This window comes from Jeotgalibacillus sp. R-1-5s-1 (assembly GCF_004405105.1).
Classification (GTDB): Bacteria; Bacillota; Bacilli; order Bacillales; family Jeotgalibacillaceae; genus Jeotgalibacillus.
On the sequence record NZ_SORW01000053.1, the window covers coordinates 67,165 to 84,779 of the forward strand.

The window sequence follows — 17,615 nt, forward strand, 5'->3', positions numbered from 1 at the left end:
TCTCCTTATTCATAAGGTATTACAGCTACGCGGTGTGATGAAACATCCAGCGCTTTTGATACTGCTTCTGCAATCTGTTTTTTCACTTTTGTCTCGTGTCCATTTTCAGCCACAATCATGACACCAGTTATCGCCGGTTTTTCTATGTAACTCAACACAGGTGTCCCCTGCTGTGACTGGTTCCCGAAAACGAGCTGGGATGTCATCGAGTTCCGGTCAGCCGCCGAGCTGAATCCTTCCTTCTGATCCTCGGATTGATCCTGCTGCGTCGTTTCATTACGCGCAAAAATCTTTTTTTCGCTAGTCCCCAATGTCACCATGACCTCCACTTTGTTTGTTCCAAGTGCTTTTTTTAACATGGCTTCCAGTCTTTTTTCAGCTTGATTCTCAAGCTTTTTGATCTGCTCGAACTCTACCTCCGTATCGCTTACAGGTATTGTGGTCACTTCTTTTTCAGAAGGCTCTCTTCCCTGTAAAACGAGGATCAGCCCGATGATCAGCAAAAGCAGAATCAAAGGCCATTTCTTTTGAAACGTCGGATCTCTTGATGAAAACAGCGCCTTCAGCTTGTCCATCATTCCCTCCCCGGTTGTTCGTTAATATGATAAATGATCTGGTCATCCTCCATTTCCCAAAGCGCTGCCAACCGCTTTTTCAGATTTATTCCGCTTTCAAATCCCCCTTTAATATAGATGTGAACGTTCGTACCGTCATCTAATCTGACGGCCTCAACCCGGCATTCACAGTCTGTTTCCAATGCCTCCTGTGCCTGTCCTCTCAGCGTTTCTTCCGCCTGCTCTAATAAATATGTATCCAGCTTGTCATTCATTCCATCAATTATTTGTTCTCCCCGTTCGCGTTCTGATTTTAACCAGGCTGTATTAAAAAAATTGTGCATAATCAGATGATGTTCAGATTCATCCATGAGTGATTTTACCGGGGTGATGAGCCAAAGCAGGAAAAACAGACCTGCAATGAGTCTGATAAAAGGTTTCCACGAGTCCGATGGCGCAGCCGCACTTGCCAGTATGAGTAATACAATCAAAACAAGCAGCTGAGAAGCCCATGAATAAAAGGTCACACCCATCACCTCACCTGATCATTAGCGGAATATTACTGACGAATAAAAGGATAATTACAGCCAGAAAGAAATTGCAGCAAATAAATAATAGAGCAGCACCAATATGAAAAAGACCTTTGCTGACCGCATCAACCGCCTGAATTAATGAGGGATGACCAACCGGCTCCATCACAACAGCTGACAGCCTGTACATCAGCGCAATCACCAGAATTTTTATGGCTGGAAACAGCACAATCAAAAGCAATATACATGCACCGGCAAGTCCAATCGCATTTTTAGCCAGGACAGACGAAGCGAGCAGAAGATCTGCTGTATCCGACACCACTTTTCCGACGAATGGGATAAATGTTCCGACCATTGTTTTCAAGGATTTAGCCGCTACGCCATCCGCTACAGAGGCAGTTACGGTCTGAACCGATAAGATCGTGGTCGAAATCACTGCAGATAAACCTAGTATCCATAACCCGAGCTGTCTGCAAAAGGCAGCGAATTTACCCGTATTAAATGAACTTGAGAAAGTATTGGCGAGATCAAAAAAGATCGAAAGAATAAAAAGCGGGATAATGACCGTTTTGAGAAGCAGCATAGAAAAATGAATCATGGCGAGCATGATCGGATAGGAAACGGCAGATGAAGCAGGTCCGCCTGAAAAGGTAATCGATGCCATATACAAAGGCAGTAAGGCATAAAGAAAATCACCCATCATATGTAGGGCATCATAAAAATATTCGAGACACTTCTGTATACTTTTAATGACCGTCATTAAGAGCAGACCGGTTAAAATCAGCGGACTGACCTCCGCTGCAGCCTGGTGAGAAAAAGACTGGTGCAAAATCTGAAGAATCGATCCGATCACCAGAAATAACAACAGCCAAAAAATAATCTGCATATTTTCAGCGATCTGGTGGAAAAAAAACATTGAAAAACCTGAAAGCCATTCTGTAAAAGTTTCTGACGGATTTGTAACCGCCTCAAAAAACGTTTTTTTCGATAGTTCCGGCATGTACTCACCGTAATCCACGGACAGTTCATCCCAATATTTCAGCCACGTGTCATGTTCCGGTGCCATAAGCTGATCCTGCTTCATCTGCTCCTGCTGTATGGGAACACTCATCAGAACGGTTCCTTGGCAAACTGATCCGGCAACAGCATCAGCATATTTTCCATTAATTCTATAAAAACCGGGAACGCAATCATCAGGATGATCATTTTACCCGTCCATTCAATGATGATGGCGAGTAGCGGCTGATCCATCGACTTTAATAAATGGATGCAGATTTCTGATAAAAAAGCGATCAGCAGTACTTTCAGTAAAATGGATGAATATTCACCAAGACCCGGCACGTATCCCGTAAACTGCTGAAGCATCGTGACAGCCATTTTCAAAGCATGCAGGAGCTCTGTCAGCAGTAAAACACTCCCACACAGCGTCAGCAATATGGCAACTTGCGGAGATCGTTCTTTGATGACGAGCGCTAAAAATCCGATTAAAAAACAAATCCCCGCAGTCCGGATTAACTCCTCCATCGGCAGCACACTCTATTCATAAAACATAAGAACGGAACGGACAGCACTGAAAAAAGTATCGAGTGCCTGAAGCACAATAAACAGCACATATATAAACCCGAAAAACGCAAGCCACTGCGCATATTCTTTCTTTCCCGCCTGATCCAGAACCGTGTATAAAAAGGCCACGACAAGTCCCACTCCTGCAATTTTAAATAATATGTCTGCATCTATGATCACCTGCTACCTCTCCTGTCATCAGCTTAAAAGCAATATTGCGAGCAGACCGCACGTCACCCCGGCAACTCTGTACATTTTCACAAACTTTCCCTCACGCTCAAGCGCCTGTTCATATCTTGCCTGTAAACCTGATACCGTAAAGTTAAGATCACGCTCCACCATTTCGGCATTCATCCCCTGAAACGCCTCACCAACCCTCATCACCCAGCTTATGTCCTCAGCATCCAGGCAGGAAAATTCACCGGTTTGCACAACTGTTTCCCTCCATATTTCAGGTAGCGGCTTATCTTCCTGTCCCATGTTTGCTTTCAGCGCTCTGAAGAAAGGGACGAGTAGAGAATCTGACTGCTGCTGGTAGCGGATGATTTCCATCATGGACGTTTGTCTGCCTGAGACTTCTCCAAGCATCCAATGGCACGTTCTCACAATATCAAGTAAAACGAGCCGCCTCTTTTTTAAAATGGAAGCTCTTCGCATTCCTTCAAGTGTAAAACTGACCACAATACAGCCTGCACCTATGGCAAACATCATGATTTTCCAACCTCTTCAATCGCTTCACCATGAAACTGAAGAAGATAATGATCATGCGTGCAGCACAGCGTATAATGGACAGTCTTTTCCAGCAGGTCCCTGAAACCGCTTTTTTTCAAAAGATCATCATAGCTGCTGGCGTGCGCCGTCATAAACAGAATGACACCTGATGCGACTGCTTCCTTAATCGACCCGAGATCCTCAAGACTTCCGATCTCATCCACGATCATGACGTCAGGACTCATACTCCGGACCATCCATTGAATGCCGAGTGTTTTCGGACACTTATCGAGCACATCCAGACTCAGTCCAAACGTCAGCTGCGGAACCCCCTGCCATGAGGCGGCAATTTCAGATCGTTCATCTACAATACATACCGTCTTCGACTCAGATCCTCCTGAAAGAATCCGGGCTGAATCCCTCAAAAAGGTCGTCTTTCCACTCCCGGGCATCCCGTAAATAAGGAGATGCGGCAACCTATCAGAGTCCCTGGAACGGAGAATCCTTAGAACCTGTTCTGCACAACCAATTTTTTCATGCGCAATCCGGATCGCAAAGGATGTGACATAACGGAAGGCCTGAACCTGATCTGTTTTTGACGCCACTTCACCTGAAAGGCCGACGCGATGCCCTCCTTTTAGCGTAATAAAGCCGGATGTGATGTCTTTTGTATGGGAGTAAACCGAATAACTCGTCAGCCTGTCCATCAAATAAAAACAGTCATCCTCTGTCACTACATAATGGATTTCTTTTCTCTGATTCAGCCCGATCAGTTCAATATGACGGTTCATCCGGATCCTGATTTCATGCCAGCCGGTAAGTGATTCACCTGCAGCGGGCAATATGTATTCCTGCAGATTTCTGGTAAAAAGTGAGTAGATCATATGCATGTGCTGATACTCCTTTTAAGACAATTACTTTTACGTTCATTCTATGGTGAGGAGCGGTAATTATGACGAAGAGCTTTTTTACCCTCAATCATCCGCATGACTGTTTACACACAAAAAAGTCCGGCATTTACGCCTGAAGCGTAAATACCGGACTTTTTTCAAATGCTTTTATTTTCTTGACACGTATGAAGAATCAGTAGTGTTGATGACCAGAACGTCACCTTCATTAATAAAGAAAGGTACATTCACCGTCAGACCCGTCTCAACTGTAGCTGGCTTCGAACCGCCGCTTGTTGTATCACCTTTAATACCAGGCTCTGTTTCAACTACTTTCAGCTCAACTGTGTTAGGCAGTTCAACCCCAAGTGTTTCTGCCTGATACATCATGATCTGTACTTCCATGTTTTCCTGAAGAAACTTCAGTTCATATTCGATCTGTGCAGCAGGAAGCTCAATCTGCTCATAAGACTCGTTATCCATAAATACGTGCATATCTCCATTGGCATAAAGATACTGCATGCGGCGATTATCAATTTGTGCTTTCGCCACTTTTTCACCGGCACGGAATGTTTTTTCCTGCACAGCACCTGTACGGAGATTGCGCAGTTTCGAGCGTACAAAGGCTGCTCCCTTACCCGGTTTAACGTGCTGGAAATCCATTACACGCCAGATTCCGCCGTCCACTTCAATTGTTAAACCTGTACGAAAATCGTTTACTGAAATCATATTTGTTCCTCCTGTATCAAATTATAAAATAAGCAATTCTTTTGTTGAATGAGTGAGTGTTTCATTGCCATCAGCCGTCAGCACCGTATCATCCTCAATACGCACACCGCCGATTCCAGGCAGATAAATACCCGGCTCCACTGTCACAATCATATTTTCTTCAAGGACGATGTCAGAACGGAATGACAGTCCCGGTCCTTCATGAACCTCAAGACCAATACCGTGTCCGAGGGAATGACCGAAATACTCCCCGTAACCTTTTGACGCAATATAATCGCGTGCAAGGGCATCAGCCTCTTTACCTGTCATCCCCGGACGGATCCCATCCATTGCCTTAAGTTGTGCATCAAGTGTGACCTGGTAAATTTCCTTCAGCTTGGCATCCGGCTCGCCAACAGCAAGTGTACGGGTCATATCTGACACATACCCCTTATGCAGCGCACCATAATCAAGCGTGACAAAATCACCCTTTTCAATGATCTTATCGCTTGCAACACCGTGCGGAAGAGCAGAACGGTGTCCTGATGCTACGATAATATCAAAAGACGATGACACTGCACCGGCTTTGCGCATAAAGAACTCCAGCTCATTTGACACCTCAATCTCGCTCTTTCCAGGTTGAATAAAGTCGAGAATATGCTTAAACGCCGCGTCTGCAATGTCCGCAGCTTCCTTTAATATCTTAATCTCAGAATCTGTCTTAATCAAGCGGATTTTTTCAATAACACCTGACAGCGGAACAAGTTCTGCATCAATTGTTTTTTCGTAGCTTCTGTAAGTGCTCAGAACGAGGTGATCTGATTCAATCCCAAGCTTTTTAATACCTAGCCGTTTACACTGGGAAGCGATTTCTTCTGTGATCGGACCTTTATGTGTAATGACCGTGAACCCTTGCCCCTGTTCCTCCGCCTGTTCTGTGTAGCGAAAATCAGTAATAAAAACGGCTTCATCAGCTGAAATAAGAACGGCACCTGCTGAACCGGTGAAATTTGTTAAATATCTTCTGTTATATGTACTCGTGATCAGCATTCCATCTGCCTTGCCTGCAAGCTCTTTACGAAGTTTTTCAAGCTTCATCATTTCCAACTCCCTTAATCATCTGTTTTAAAGCGTAAAATCCGAGTTCATAACCATACACGCCAAACCCGGCGATCTGCCCTTTTGCTTCAGCCGCAATGACAGACTGATGTCTGAATGATTCCCTGGCATGAATATTTGATATATGTATTTCGATAACGGGCAAAGAAACTGCTGCTACAGCATCACGAAGGGCATAACTCGTATGCGTATAGGCTGCCGGGTTAAACAAAACGCCTGCATATGAATCATCTTCTGCCTGATGCAGTGCATCAATCAAATCACCTTCATGGTTTGACTGGACAGCATGAAAACCGAAGCCGTATTCCTCAGCGAGCGCTCCAAGTCTTTTTTCCACAGATTCGAGCGTATCAGCGCCGTAAATGTCCGGCTCCCTTTTTCCGAGGCGATTCAGATTGGGCCCATTTAAAAGCAGGATTTTTTTCATACACTGTCCCCCCACAAATTCACTCCACGCTATTGTATCACAAAGCATCTGAAGTCTCACTATCCTGCTCATACGGTTCATGATAGGCAATGGAATAACCCGTAAAGGCACCGTGAAGAATAAACAGCGACGTCATGGAGATGACAGTATGGGCTTCAAGCTTAAGTGGATTCATCGCCGCATCTGCCAGCCATGATCCAATAAAAAATAACAGGAGTAAGGTGACATTCACTAAAACTCCCGGGATAAAGGATTCCCACTTTTTAATAAGTGATTTATATAAAAACGCCCACAATATGGAGATCAGACAAATCACAAAAAGCAGCTGAAGCTGATCAAGCCATTTCGCATCCCAGTCCGGAAACACAGGAAGAAGCCACTCTTTTTCTATAAAATGAAAAAAAGTATAAAAACGATCCATCAAATAAAAAAGGACGCCTGCTGTTAGTCCCGTCCAAAAAGTAAGCATATTAAAGCTCATAGTAGGAAACTTCATTTTGATTACCTCCGTTATATGATTAATTTTTATTGGAATGGCAAAGAATAAGCTCTGAAGATGAAAATATAGTGAATGTTCCGACTGCGCCCAATCACTTTCAAAAAGTATTCCCAAAAATGAAATTATTTATTGCAGATAACCTCATACGGCTAGTAGAAAGCCTGATTTTTTAGTAAACTGTAGTTACCTTATATAAAGGAATGTTTTGGATAGGCTGGTGTAAATAGATGACAAACAATCAAAAGCCTGCATATGGCGGGCAGGCTGTGATGGAAGGCGTAATGTTCGGGGGTAAACGCCATACGGTCACTGCAATCAGACGGAAAGATCAATCAATAGAGTATTTCCATCTGCCGCGCAAGCAAAAGCCGGCGTTTCAAAAAATGAAAAAGATCCCTTTTCTTCGGGGAATCATTGCACTGATTGAAGCAAGTGCTAACGGAACACAGCACCTGAATTTCTCAAGCGAACGTTTTGACGTGATGCCTGAAGACGATGAAAAGGTTCAAAAGGAACAAAAAGCGTCAAAACTCGAAATGATATTTGGCATTGCTGCGATCGGGGTATTATCCTTCCTTTTCGGAAAATTTGTCTTTACGCTGATTCCCGTTTTTCTTGCCGATGCGTTCAGCTTTATCCTTCCGGGTAAATTCGAGCAGATTTTACTTGAGACCACGTTTAAAATCGTGCTGCTGCTTGCGTACATTTACTTCATATCACTTACCCCATTAATCAAGCGGGTGTTTCAGTATCACGGAGCGGAGCATAAAGTGATTAATGCCTACGAAAACAATCTTCCATTAACCGTGGAAAATGTTCAGGCACAGTCAAGACTGCATTACCGGTGCGGTTCAAGTTTCATTCTATTTACGGTTATAGTCGGGATGTTTGTTTATCTTTTAGTACCGGTTGACCCGCTTTATGTTCGTGTACTGAACCGTATTGCACTGATTCCGGTTGTTCTTGGAATCTCATTTGAAGTACTTCAGCTGACAAACAAAGTACGGTCAGTACCTGTTCTCAAATACCTCGGTTATCCGGGCCTCTGGCTTCAGCTACTGACAACGAAGGAACCAAAAGATGATCAGGTTGAAGTAGCCATTGCTTCATTTAACAAGATGCTTGAAATGGAAGAAGCGGCTGAGTCAGGTTTAAAAAAGGCGGCACTTGTCTAAACTATTAAAAAAGGCTCGTGGGGGACGGAGCCCCTGTTCCTTTTCAAAAGCCGGTAAAAATGCCGGCTACGCATGACGAGCTGTAGGAGGTGGCTGTAATGAGTGGAAGAATGATTTTCGCTTCAGTTGTGATTATATTAGGTGTGATAGGACTGATCAGTACGCTGGTAACAAATCCAGAGAGCATTTTAAGAATGGTATTGACCTATGCGGCAATTGCCCTCGTTATATACGTGATCTACCGTATATGGATGAGCAGAAGAACGGATCGCCGGGAGCAGCAGGCATTTAAAAAAGCAGCAAAACAGTCAAAGAAAAGATATCAGACTCCAGCCCCTCCTACACGAATGAAAACGGCGGCAAAGAAAACACAGGCAAGAAAAACAACGCCTGCAAAAAGAGCTTCAGCAGCCCGAATCGGTGCACCAAAGCTCACAGTTATAGAAGGAAAAAAAGGAAAGAAGAAAAAAAGAATGTCACTTTAAACCTTCTTTCTCTATAAAATCAATTGTTTTTGCACGCCCTGACCGGATCAGGGCGTGCATTTTTTCAGGTCTTAATTGAAAGCCCGCTGTTGGAATCGAGGGCGTTTTGACGACAACCCATCTGAGTCGTGGATTTTTCTTTATAAATCTTTGGTCATGCGCTTCTTTCATCGTATGAAAAAGTGCCTCGTATAACTCCACTACACTATCAATTTTTCGTGTTGCTCCTATTTCTTCGGCTGTCAGCTGAAAGCCGAAGAGAGGCACCTGCTGTTCCTCTTCATCAAATAAAAACACAGGAAAATTACTGAGTACCCCTCCGTCTACAATATAATGAACCTCTTTACCTGATTTCAGCTTAACCGGTTCATAAAAAAACGGCAGTGAAGCGCTCATTCTGACGGCTTCAGCAATCGTTAAATGCCCTTGTTTATCGTTTGTATAACGCTTTATGTCATCAGGTAAAACTAGCATTTCACCGTCCGTCAGATCAGAAGCAATCATTCTCAGCTTTTCATGAGGTAAATCTTCAAAATATCTGATTCCTTTCTCAAACAACTTCCGGTCCATCCATTCTTTTATACCGTCCCCGGAATACAATCCTTTCTTCCAGTAAAGCAGCAGCCACCTTAAAATCGTTGGTGTCCGGTTCATTTTTTGTTCGGCACGGGCAAACATCGACAGCTCCGGGAGCATTTTGATCAGATCCTCTGAGCTGTATCCGGCACTGACCAGCGCACCGATCACTGCTCCCGCACTAGTACCCGCCACTTTCCTGATCGTAATTCCGTATTCCTCCAAAGCCTGCAAAACACCAATAAACGCCAGCGCTTTCACACCGCCTCCTGAAAAAACGACATCTGCCTGCACACGCTCACCCCTTTTGGTTTATAATATGCGGACAACAAAAAAGAAGAAGGCCGCTTTGGACCTTCTTGTAGCTGCAATATAGAGCATGATGATAACTTTCACTATTCTTTACGAAAAGTTTCATGAGAAGATTCTGAATTAAAAATGCAGATTACACCGTAACCATCACGCGTCCAATTGTCTGATTTTTCACATGCTACATTTATGAACAAGATAACCTTTGCTTAATTGTATGCCTTCATCAATTCTAAACCGTCTACGATATATATATTTCAGGGAAATAAAACGTAATCTCAAATCCCTTCCCGTACTCTGATTCCACATTTATCTCAATCTGTAATTCGTCGCACAACTTCTTCACAAGATATAAACCTATACCAGAAGACTGCTTTTTATCAGTGTTTTCCCCGGTGAATCCCTTATCAAAAATGAAAGGAAGCTCAGAATCCAACACTCCGGTACCATTATCAGTTATGCTTATAAAATACTGATTATTTCCCTTGTTAAAACCGGTTTTTATCATGATAAAGCTTTGAATTTTCTCTTTTGAATATTTTAATGAATTAAGAAATACCTGAGTAAGGATAAAATATAGCGCTTTTTTATCTGAAACAACAGGGACATCCTCCATCTCGGAAATCACTTTGACACTCTTTTCCTCCAGCATCCCTTTAAGGTCAAGCATTACTTCTTCACAACAAAGGCTAAACGAAATTCTTTCTAAGCGATAATCAACATGTGATGCCTGTAATCTAGCGTAAAATAGAATTTGTTCAACATGATCATAAATGTTAATTCTTGCATGCTCTATTTTCTGATAAACCAGCTGTGACATCTCTTCCTTACGATTTTCCAAAACGAGATTGATCAGGGCGATAGGTGCTTTTATCTCATGAACCCAACTCTCAATAAACTCTTTATCATTCATTGACTGTAGCTCAATTTCATCTAACTGGTCATTTAATTCACGCAACTTATTGGCTAAGCAGCTCACTTTTTCTTTATGCAAGCTGCCGTAAGAGCTGATCAACGCACATTCAAGCTCTGTTGATGGGTCCCTAATAAAATCATAGAAGATCTTATCATGCTTTTCGTTCTTTTTAACGACCAGCAATATTGTGAGCAAAATACTAATGAGCGTAAAAACCATCATAAAACCAACTAAAAGATTAAATGTTTCCGGATACGCTACCCACGCCAAAAAAATAAAAAAAGCATTACATGCACAAAGTGCCGTTAACCATAGACGTGATTCTTTTATTACATTGAGCCATCTACTTAACTTCATAAGCTGTCATCTTCCAAGAGCTGATATCCAATACCTCTAATCGTTTTAATCCGATTCGGCAACCCAATACCGTCAAGTGTTTTGCGCAACCTGGTCATATTGACTTGAAGGATGTTCTCATCCACATAGTCACTGCTTCCCCACAATGTATGAAATAGCTCTTCTTTCCTTACAACTGAGGGGGAGGCATGTACCAAAGCCTTCAACATAACAGCCTCATTCTTAGATAAGGTGATGGAACCTGTGCCGGTATATAATACGTTTGACTGATCATCTATTTGAAAATCACCAGCATCTAACAGGATGTGTCTGTTTGAATATAGTCGAATAAGCTTGTCAACCCTGGCGATTAATCGTTGAGGATGACAGGGTTTGGTAAGGTAATCATCTGCACCCAGCCCAAACGCATGAAGTTCATCACTCAGTTGATCCCGTGAAGTTAACACTAAAACGGGACCAACTCCTTTAGCTTTTAATGCACGACAAATATCAAATCCTGAATAGTTGGGTAAATTCAAATCCAATAAAATTAAACAAGGATTAGCAAAAATAATATCTTCCACGGGATGATCGAATGAACGGATACAGTAAACAGTGTATCCCTCTTTCTCAAATATATTTTGTAGCTCTTCACGCAAAAAAATGTCGTCTTCGACAATGACTATTTTCCCCACACGTTCACCCTCTATCGTGCCTGTTTTAATTTCTTAATTTCTTCATCACTTTTTCGTTGAATCATCAAAATATAACAAATCTCGATAATTATAAATACAGCTAGAGAAATCACAACCGTACCTATCCCGTTATTTAAACTAATTGAATTTGGGAAAGTATCAACCATAGACCAAATACCAAAAATAGAGCTGATCAATGCTACGAGAATGACTAACCCAAAGTATAACCAAATCTGCACCCTTGCTGACATACAAAGTGATTCAACACTTGCACCAAGCATAGCTACTGTAAAATATCTATGTCTCGTGCTTTTTTGCTGCATAAGAAACTTTAATCCCATCACTGTATTGGCAATGATCAGAAACATGATACCTAAGTATATTGTTGTATAACTTCCCGCTACTGTGAAAAATAGCTTTCTGCCCATGCTGGACAGATAACTCTCATAATCCAAGCCGGATGCATTAAGTAACCCATCCACTTCATACATCGCTTGCATAAGTCCTTTTTCTTCAATAAGTGCATCATCCAGTACCATATTAAGAAGATATGAATCCTCGCGATCATCGAAGGTATCATATAGATCATCAGGTACAATTAAAGCATATGAAAGAGTGATGGCTCTATCTGCAACGACGTTCAATGTATAAAGTGTTGACGATAAACTATATTGATTGCCAACAATGTTAACGTATGGTTTAGACTGCAGGGCTTCCCTTAATATATCATGAGAATATGTAAATTCTTCATCAGAATACATTGCCACTTCATCGCTTCCTAGTTCGATGGGGGGTTTATTAACGGAACGAAGCATGTCGTTATAACTTGAAAGTGAAATCAAATAGGGCCTATTATCCGTTGTTAATTCACTTAATAAGTTTTCTTTTTCTTTCGAATACACTTCCTTTGAAACGGATTCTGATAATCCTGACCACGAAAAAGTGTCTAACCACTCATTTTCCTCCGGATCAAAACGCCACAAGTAACCTAATTTCATTTCATAATATTCTTTAACATAAGGCTCTAGTTCATCAGATGTGAGTACTGAAATAATTTCTTTCTCTGATCCGCTAAAAGTAAAATCTGCAGTTTTGCTGGATGTTAAGTCATTATTTAAGGCGGTAGATATTCCATAAACAAAACAAACCATAGACATAACGATTAAGAGCGAAGATATGGCAAGTGAAGCCCATTGATTCAATACATTTTCCTGTAATTGTCTCCCTGTAAAGATAAATAGACCAGCAGAAGATTTACCCTTACGTTTTATCCATGCTCCAATTAAACTTCCCAGTCCACGAAACAGCATGAAAGTCCCAACAATACCAACGATGATTATTAATGCAAACATTCTATAATCAAGGTTGCGTAGATACAGAATTGCCAATCCATAAGCTGTACATAAAAAAATTGTGCCTAGGAGCAATACTGCACCTGTCATTAAACTAACAATACTCCATATAGGGTTAAGAACTCTTTGCGATTCCTCTTTCTGATCATCCAGTAAATCCACAGGTTCTTTCCTCGTTAATTTCAAGCTGATAAAAGACATTGCTATAAGCTGAACGACGATAAAGCCAACGACTGTTAAACCAAGCCCTGCCCAGGATATACTGTATTGATAACCAATGATACCAATACCAATTAACCTTGAAGTGATTAAGCTGATTAGTTCAGTCAAAAATACGCCAATTGGAATGCCAATCATCAGAGCAATTGCGCCATTCCACAATGTTTCCCCCATGATCATTAAAAACAGCCTGCTTCTTTTCATCCCCATCATCAAATACAAGCCAAATTCGTGACTACGAAGTTTTACTTGATAGTTATTCGCAAAGTAAACCAAAAAGAAAACAAAAAAAAGTGAAACGGCATATAACATAGGAATCATTAACAAGAGCCTGTTTACCGCATTACTTTCAACTGTCTTCAGGTATGCCATAACATCTTGCTCACCAAGTGAAAGGATGATATAAAAAGCGATGATCGAAATAATAAGCGCACCAAAATAAACGCCATTTTCTTTTCTAATTTTGCGACTATTTCTTTTAATGAAGTCAAAGAACATGTCTGCTGCCTCCACCCAACTGAGCCAAGACAGTTAAGATCCTTTCATAAAATGCGTTCTGCGTTTCTCCAGGTACTTTCTTACGGAGCTCATGAAATATGACACCATCCTGAATGAATAGGATTCTTGAGCAATAACTCGCAGCATTCGCATCATGAGTCACCATTAAAATAGTTGTCTCATTTCTTTGGTTAACGAAACTCAATTTTTCCATCAGGACTTTTGCATTTTTGGTATCTAAAGCTCCTGTGGGTTCATCCGCTAATACAATACTTGGATTAGAAATCAATGCCCTTGCCGCTGCAACTCTCTGCTTCTGCCCACCTGACATTTGATAAGGAAATTTTTCCAGAACGTCTTCGATATCAAATTGCTTTGCTAAATTTTGTAGTTGTAATTCCTGATTTTTAGAATTCTCTTTATGTATAGATAATGGCAAAACAATATTTTCTCTGGCTATCAGGTTATCCAACAGCTCGAATTCCTGAAATAAGTATCCAATTCTACTTCCTCTATATTTTGCTAATTGTGATCCTTTAAAAGAAGAAATACTTTGACCTTCTAATAAAATTTCCCCTGATGTTGGTTTAAGCATGGTCGCAATACAATTAAGCAATGTTGTTTTTCCTGATCCACTTACCCCCATAATACCGAGGAACTCCCCCGGAAGAACATCAAATGTAACCCCCTTTAAAGCAGAGGTCTCACTTTGTCCTTCACCATACGTTTTATGCACTCCCTTGACTTGAAGCAATTTGTTTGAAATGTTCATTTGTGTGCTCCCCTTTAACTTTTCTATACTAATACCATATATGAAAATAATCTCTAATAACACTTACAATGATTGTAAGGTTTTGAAATAAAATATGATCCTATTACTAAACTTTTGTACTTCCATTCCTATTCTTCAAAGAGTTTAATTTAGAAAACCTACTATTGACCTTGATAATCACAAAAAAGGAAGAAGGCGCAAAAGTAGCCTTCTTCCTTTTTTATAATTTTCTTTATAATCCACACTTTAACTGCGCGTTACAGTTTGTACAAGTGTTACAGCCGCCGATTTCTTTCACTGTTCCTTTTCGGCAGACAGGGCATGTGTTTCCGATCTCAGAGCCAATTGTTACGTTCGTTGAGCGTAGATCCTGAATCGTATCTACAAGTACAACGTTTTGCTTTCTCTTCGGCTGGTCCTGCTTGTTTTCTTCTGCTTTTAATGTCAGCACCTGGCTGTCACGGCTGCCGTCTACATAAACCGTTCCGCCTTTTGCTCCACCGCGGTACAGGCGCTCATACACACTTTCCACCTGCTCAACAGAGTAACCTTTTGGTGCATTTACTGTTTTAGAAATTGAGCTGTCAATCCAGCGTTGGATGACACACTGAGTATCTGCGTGTGCTTCAGGTGAAAGCTCCATCGCTGTCACAAAAAATGATGGCAGATTTTCTTCTGAAGCTCCAGGATTCATTTCCAGGTATTCTTTGACAATATCCGCCTTCACCTCGATAAATTTACCAAGTCGTCCGCTGCGGTAATAAGTAAAGGAGAAGTAAGGCTCAAGACCTGTAGATACGCCAACCATTGTGCCGGTGCTGCCGGTTGGAGCCACAGTCAGCAGGTGAGAGTTTCGGATCCCGTGTTCCGCGATCGCACTTCTCACGTCTTCAGGCATCTTTTTCATATAGCCTGTTTCAGTAAAGGCCTTGCGCAGGGCATTCGTTTCTTCTTCTGTTTCACCAGTAAGGAATGGGAACGATCCTCTTTCTTTTGCAAGCTCTACTGATGTCTTATAGGCAGTAACGGCGATTGTCTCAAAAATTTCATCAACAAGTTTGTTGCCTTCTGCTGTACCGTATTCTTTTTTACAGTAAATAAGCAGATCAGCCATTCCCATGACACCAAGTCCGACACGTCTTTCACCAAGCGCCTGCTTTTTGTTGTCTTCAAGGAAATACGGTGTTGCATCAATGACGTTATCCTGCATACGCACACCGACTTCGACCGTTTGCTTCAGGCGTTCGAAATCCACCGTTTTATTTTTCTTATCGGCGAATTCTGCCAGGTTGACTGCCGCCAGATTACATACAGAGTATGGAGCCAGCGGCTGTTCACCACATGGATTTGTCGCTACAACCTGCTGACCATATGCTTTTGCATTCGTCATGTCATTGGCATTATCAATAAAGAAAATACCTGGTTCCGCTGAGTACGTTGCACAAATATTGATCAGGTTCCAAAGCTCTTTCGCTTTAATTGTACGGTATGTTCTAACCGCATTACCCTGCTCCTGCCAGCGTCTCACATCACCGACTTCATGCCAGTTTTCATTGTAGTTTTTCATCTGCTCAGCAGTGTAATTCTCTACATCCGGGAATCTGAGTGCGTAATCCCCGTCTTCTTCCACTGCTTTCATAAAGTCGTCCGTCAGACAGACTGAAATATTGGCACCTGTAAGAAATTCAGAGTTATGAACAGAATAAGTTCCGCCTTCAGCAAGCTTTTCTTTCGCATCATCAATAATGGACTGATTAAAGCCACCGAAGCCTTCGATGTTTTCATAATTGGCAATGCTTTGATACATGGCCGCTTCCTGCTCTGTTAAAGGAGTAAACTTAAGTTTTTCCTGTGCGATCTTTTTAATAAAATCATCCTGAGTTGTTTCAAGAAGGAATCGCAGGATTCTCGGATTTTGCATCTTGGAGATAATAAATTCAATGATGTCAGGATGCCAGTCCGAGAGCATAATCATTTGTGCTCCTCTGCGGGATCCACCCTGTTCAACCAGATGAGTCAGTTTCGCAATATCATCCAACCACGAAACAGAACCTGAAGATTTACCGTTTACGCCTTTTGCGAGCGTATTACGCGGGCGCAGTGTCGATCCGTTTGTTCCGACGCCACCGCCGCGGCTCATGATTTCCATGACCTGCTTACGATGATCAGAAATCCCTTCTCTTGAATCCTGAATAAAAGGCATCACATAACAGTTGAAAAATGTAACGTCTGTCTGTGCTCCCGCTCCATAAAGCACACGGCCTGCAGGGACAAAACGCATATTTGAAAGCTCTTCATAAAACTTTTTTGTCCACTGTTCACGCAGCTCCGGCGTTTTTTCAACCGCTGCAAGGCCCGTTGCATTACGCAGCGCAATTTGCTCATAATATACTTCCAGTGGCTTTTCAATGACATCAAGAGATCTGACAACAACCCCCGTTTCCGTTTCTTTAGGTGTATCAAGGGAATTTCTGAATTCTTCTTCAATCAGCACATGTGCCTCACGCCTGTTCCAGTCGATACTCTGAATGAAACCTAACCCCCGCGCAGGAAATTTTGGGTCCTCACGTATCGTCAGAACAACAAAGTCCCCTTCTCTCAGCGTTTTCTTTTCAGTATCTTTAAATGAATAGCGATCCAGCATGACCAGTCTCGACACACCTTTATGTGTTTTCGACATCTGATCTGTAATTTCGTGTACCTGAGGGAACTGTTTAATATCCCGGTTCAATGCCTCTTTGTTGAGTTTAGGTACTGAAGTAGATAATTGTGCCATTTGTGTCTCCCCTTCATGATTAAATATTAACTATTTGTAGTTTACTCTTCCATTACCCGAATTTCAATTAAAAACACAACATATTGTGTTTTTATTTTTAACCTAAATACTATATATAGTTTTTCCGGTCAAGCAAAAGATTTTGTCAAATGCTCAATTATGAGAAAAATGAACAAATCACGAGAAAACACAGTGTTTTTTATAACATTTCCCCAATTTTCGACCAAATCGGAGCTTGAGTTTCAAACAGCCTTTCTTCCTTTATCTAGAAATCAACAGCCACCTGCATTTCTCTTAAAGGAACCTATGCTATCATTTAAACAAAAAGAAAAAAATGAGCGTTTCAGCTCATTTTTTAGGTTATTGTTTGACAGAACCGTGCCAGGACATTCCTCCGCTTTCCTTTGTCTAGCTGCGGCAACTAGCCCCTCGAGGTCATAAGTCAAAGATGAACGAGGGCGAAGATCAGCCCTCTTTTCATCTTCGCCTTATGCTTGTCGGGGCTGGA

19 protein-coding genes are annotated in these 17,615 nt (G+C 41.8%); 2 read left to right on the plus strand and 17 right to left on the minus strand.

Translation table 11 applies throughout. The annotated features are described in order from the left end of the window. Positions 1–5: 5 nt before the first annotated feature. From E2491_RS15760 to E2491_RS15810, 11 genes are all read right to left on the minus strand, one after another. Positions 6–578, minus strand: coding sequence for a hypothetical protein (locus E2491_RS15760; RefSeq protein WP_166805912.1), 573 nt, complete (start codon positions 576–578; stop codon positions 6–8). Next, complete coding sequence (locus E2491_RS15765; protein ID WP_134376587.1) at positions 575–1,087, minus strand: stage III sporulation protein AF; 513 nt, start codon at positions 1,085–1,087, stop codon at positions 575–577. The genes E2491_RS15760 and E2491_RS15765 overlap by 4 nt, the downstream gene beginning before the upstream one ends. 4 nt (positions 1,088–1,091) lie before the next feature. Next, positions 1,092–2,195, minus strand: coding sequence for a stage III sporulation protein AE (locus E2491_RS15770; protein WP_134376588.1), 1,104 nt, complete (start codon positions 2,193–2,195; stop codon positions 1,092–1,094). Then, positions 2,195–2,608 (minus strand): SpoIIIAC/SpoIIIAD family protein, encoded by a 414-nt coding sequence (locus tag E2491_RS15775; protein ID WP_134376589.1) that lies wholly within the window; start codon positions 2,606–2,608, stop codon positions 2,195–2,197. The genes E2491_RS15770 and E2491_RS15775 overlap by 1 nt, the downstream gene beginning before the upstream one ends. Before the next feature lie 12 nt (positions 2,609–2,620). Continuing rightward, positions 2,621–2,827 carry a stage III sporulation protein AC gene (gene spoIIIAC, locus E2491_RS15780; RefSeq protein ID WP_134376590.1) on the minus strand — a complete coding sequence of 69 codons (207 nt, stop codon included), beginning with the start codon at positions 2,825–2,827 and terminating at the stop codon, positions 2,621–2,623. 18 nt (positions 2,828–2,845) lie between these two features. Continuing rightward, positions 2,846–3,358, minus strand: a complete 513-nt coding sequence (locus tag E2491_RS15785; protein ID WP_134376591.1) for a stage III sporulation protein AB — start codon at positions 3,356–3,358, stop codon at positions 2,846–2,848. Next, a complete protein-coding gene (locus tag E2491_RS15790) occupies positions 3,355–4,248 on the minus strand; it encodes an ATPase, T2SS/T4P/T4SS family (RefSeq protein ID WP_134376592.1) in 894 nt (297 codons plus the stop codon). Before E2491_RS15790 ends, E2491_RS15785 begins: the two co-directional genes overlap by 4 nt. A gap of 168 nt (positions 4,249–4,416) precedes the next feature. Next, entirely contained in the window at positions 4,417–4,974 is a 558-nt protein-coding gene (gene efp, locus E2491_RS15795; RefSeq protein WP_134376593.1) for an elongation factor P, read from the minus strand. Positions 4,975–4,995: 21 nt separating this feature from the next. Further along, positions 4,996–6,054, minus strand: a complete 1,059-nt coding sequence (locus E2491_RS15800; RefSeq protein ID WP_134376594.1) for a M24 family metallopeptidase — start codon at positions 6,052–6,054, stop codon at positions 4,996–4,998. Then, a complete protein-coding gene (gene aroQ / locus E2491_RS15805) occupies positions 6,041–6,499 on the minus strand; it encodes a type II 3-dehydroquinate dehydratase (RefSeq protein WP_134376595.1) in 459 nt (152 codons plus the stop codon). The genes E2491_RS15800 and aroQ overlap by 14 nt, the downstream gene beginning before the upstream one ends. 37 nt (positions 6,500–6,536) lie before the next feature. Continuing rightward, a complete protein-coding gene (locus tag E2491_RS15810) occupies positions 6,537–6,995 on the minus strand; it encodes a YqhR family membrane protein (RefSeq protein WP_134376596.1) in 459 nt (152 codons plus the stop codon). Positions 6,996–7,225: 230 nt separating this feature from the next. On the opposite strand from E2491_RS15810, the gene E2491_RS15815 reads away from it, so the two are divergent. Then, entirely contained in the window at positions 7,226–8,173 is a 948-nt protein-coding gene (locus tag E2491_RS15815) for a DUF1385 domain-containing protein (protein WP_134376597.1), read from the plus strand. Between the two features lie 98 nt (positions 8,174–8,271). Beyond that, complete coding sequence (locus E2491_RS15820) at positions 8,272–8,658, plus strand: SA1362 family protein (RefSeq protein ID WP_134376598.1); 387 nt, start codon at positions 8,272–8,274, stop codon at positions 8,656–8,658. Here the strand turns inward: E2491_RS15820 and E2491_RS15825 are convergent. From E2491_RS15825 to E2491_RS15850, 6 genes are all read right to left on the minus strand, one after another. Beyond that, positions 8,650–9,528 (minus strand): patatin-like phospholipase family protein, encoded by an 879-nt coding sequence (locus E2491_RS15825; RefSeq protein ID WP_134376599.1) that lies wholly within the window; start codon positions 9,526–9,528, stop codon positions 8,650–8,652. The two genes, E2491_RS15820 and E2491_RS15825, sit on opposite strands and share 9 nt — an antisense overlap. Before the next feature lie 256 nt (positions 9,529–9,784). Next, positions 9,785–10,816: a sensor histidine kinase gene (locus E2491_RS15830; RefSeq protein WP_134376600.1), complete on the minus strand. Its 1,032-nt coding sequence runs from the start codon at positions 10,814–10,816 to the stop codon at positions 9,785–9,787. After that, on the minus strand, positions 10,813–11,490 hold the full coding sequence (locus E2491_RS15835; protein WP_134376601.1) for a response regulator transcription factor: 678 nt from the start codon (positions 11,488–11,490) through the stop codon (positions 10,813–10,815). The genes E2491_RS15830 and E2491_RS15835 overlap by 4 nt, the downstream gene beginning before the upstream one ends. A gap of 11 nt (positions 11,491–11,501) precedes the next feature. Further along, on the minus strand, positions 11,502–13,559 hold the full coding sequence (locus E2491_RS15840; RefSeq protein WP_134376602.1) for an FtsX-like permease family protein: 2,058 nt from the start codon (positions 13,557–13,559) through the stop codon (positions 11,502–11,504). Continuing rightward, positions 13,549–14,331, minus strand: coding sequence for an ABC transporter ATP-binding protein (locus E2491_RS15845; protein ID WP_134376603.1), 783 nt, complete (start codon positions 14,329–14,331; stop codon positions 13,549–13,551). The genes E2491_RS15840 and E2491_RS15845 overlap by 11 nt, the downstream gene beginning before the upstream one ends. Positions 14,332–14,563: 232 nt before the next feature. Beyond that, complete coding sequence (locus E2491_RS15850; protein WP_134376604.1) at positions 14,564–17,107, minus strand: vitamin B12-dependent ribonucleotide reductase; 2,544 nt, start codon at positions 17,105–17,107, stop codon at positions 14,564–14,566. Between the last annotated feature and the right edge of the window lie 508 nt (positions 17,108–17,615).

What these genes read in the sequence shown, in the direction of transcription:
- E2491_RS15760 (WP_166805912.1), bottom strand. Translation starts at nt 578, where the DNA reads ATGATGGACAAGCTGAAGGCGCTGTTTTCATCAAGAGATCCGACGTTT.
- E2491_RS15765 (WP_134376587.1), bottom strand. Translation starts at nt 1,087, where the DNA reads ATGGGTGTGACCTTTTATTCATGGGCTTCTCAGCTGCTTGTTTTGATT.
- E2491_RS15770 (WP_134376588.1), bottom strand. Translation starts at nt 2,195, where the DNA reads ATGAGTGTTCCCATACAGCAGGAGCAGATGAAGCAGGATCAGCTTATG.
- E2491_RS15775 (WP_134376589.1), bottom strand. Translation starts at nt 2,608, where the DNA reads ATGGAGGAGTTAATCCGGACTGCGGGGATTTGTTTTTTAATCGGATTT.
- E2491_RS15785 (WP_134376591.1), bottom strand. Translation starts at nt 3,358, where the DNA reads ATGATGTTTGCCATAGGTGCAGGCTGTATTGTGGTCAGTTTTACACTT.
- E2491_RS15790 (WP_134376592.1), bottom strand. Translation starts at nt 4,248, where the DNA reads ATGCATATGATCTACTCACTTTTTACCAGAAATCTGCAGGAATACATA.
- efp (WP_134376593.1), bottom strand. Translation starts at nt 4,974, where the DNA reads ATGATTTCAGTAAACGATTTTCGTACAGGTTTAACAATTGAAGTGGAC.
- E2491_RS15800 (WP_134376594.1), bottom strand. Translation starts at nt 6,054, where the DNA reads ATGATGAAGCTTGAAAAACTTCGTAAAGAGCTTGCAGGCAAGGCAGAT.
- aroQ (WP_134376595.1), bottom strand. Translation starts at nt 6,499, where the DNA reads ATGAAAAAAATCCTGCTTTTAAATGGGCCCAATCTGAATCGCCTCGGA.
- E2491_RS15810 (WP_134376596.1), bottom strand. Translation starts at nt 6,995, where the DNA reads ATGAAGTTTCCTACTATGAGCTTTAATATGCTTACTTTTTGGACGGGA.
- E2491_RS15815 (WP_134376597.1), top strand. Translation starts at nt 7,226, where the DNA reads ATGACAAACAATCAAAAGCCTGCATATGGCGGGCAGGCTGTGATGGAA.
- E2491_RS15820 (WP_134376598.1), top strand. Translation starts at nt 8,272, where the DNA reads ATGAGTGGAAGAATGATTTTCGCTTCAGTTGTGATTATATTAGGTGTG.
- E2491_RS15830 (WP_134376600.1), bottom strand. Translation starts at nt 10,816, where the DNA reads ATGAAGTTAAGTAGATGGCTCAATGTAATAAAAGAATCACGTCTATGG.
- E2491_RS15840 (WP_134376602.1), bottom strand. Translation starts at nt 13,559, where the DNA reads ATGTTCTTTGACTTCATTAAAAGAAATAGTCGCAAAATTAGAAAAGAA.
- E2491_RS15845 (WP_134376603.1), bottom strand. Translation starts at nt 14,331, where the DNA reads ATGAACATTTCAAACAAATTGCTTCAAGTCAAGGGAGTGCATAAAACG.
- E2491_RS15850 (WP_134376604.1), bottom strand. Translation starts at nt 17,107, where the DNA reads ATGGCACAATTATCTACTTCAGTACCTAAACTCAACAAAGAGGCATTG.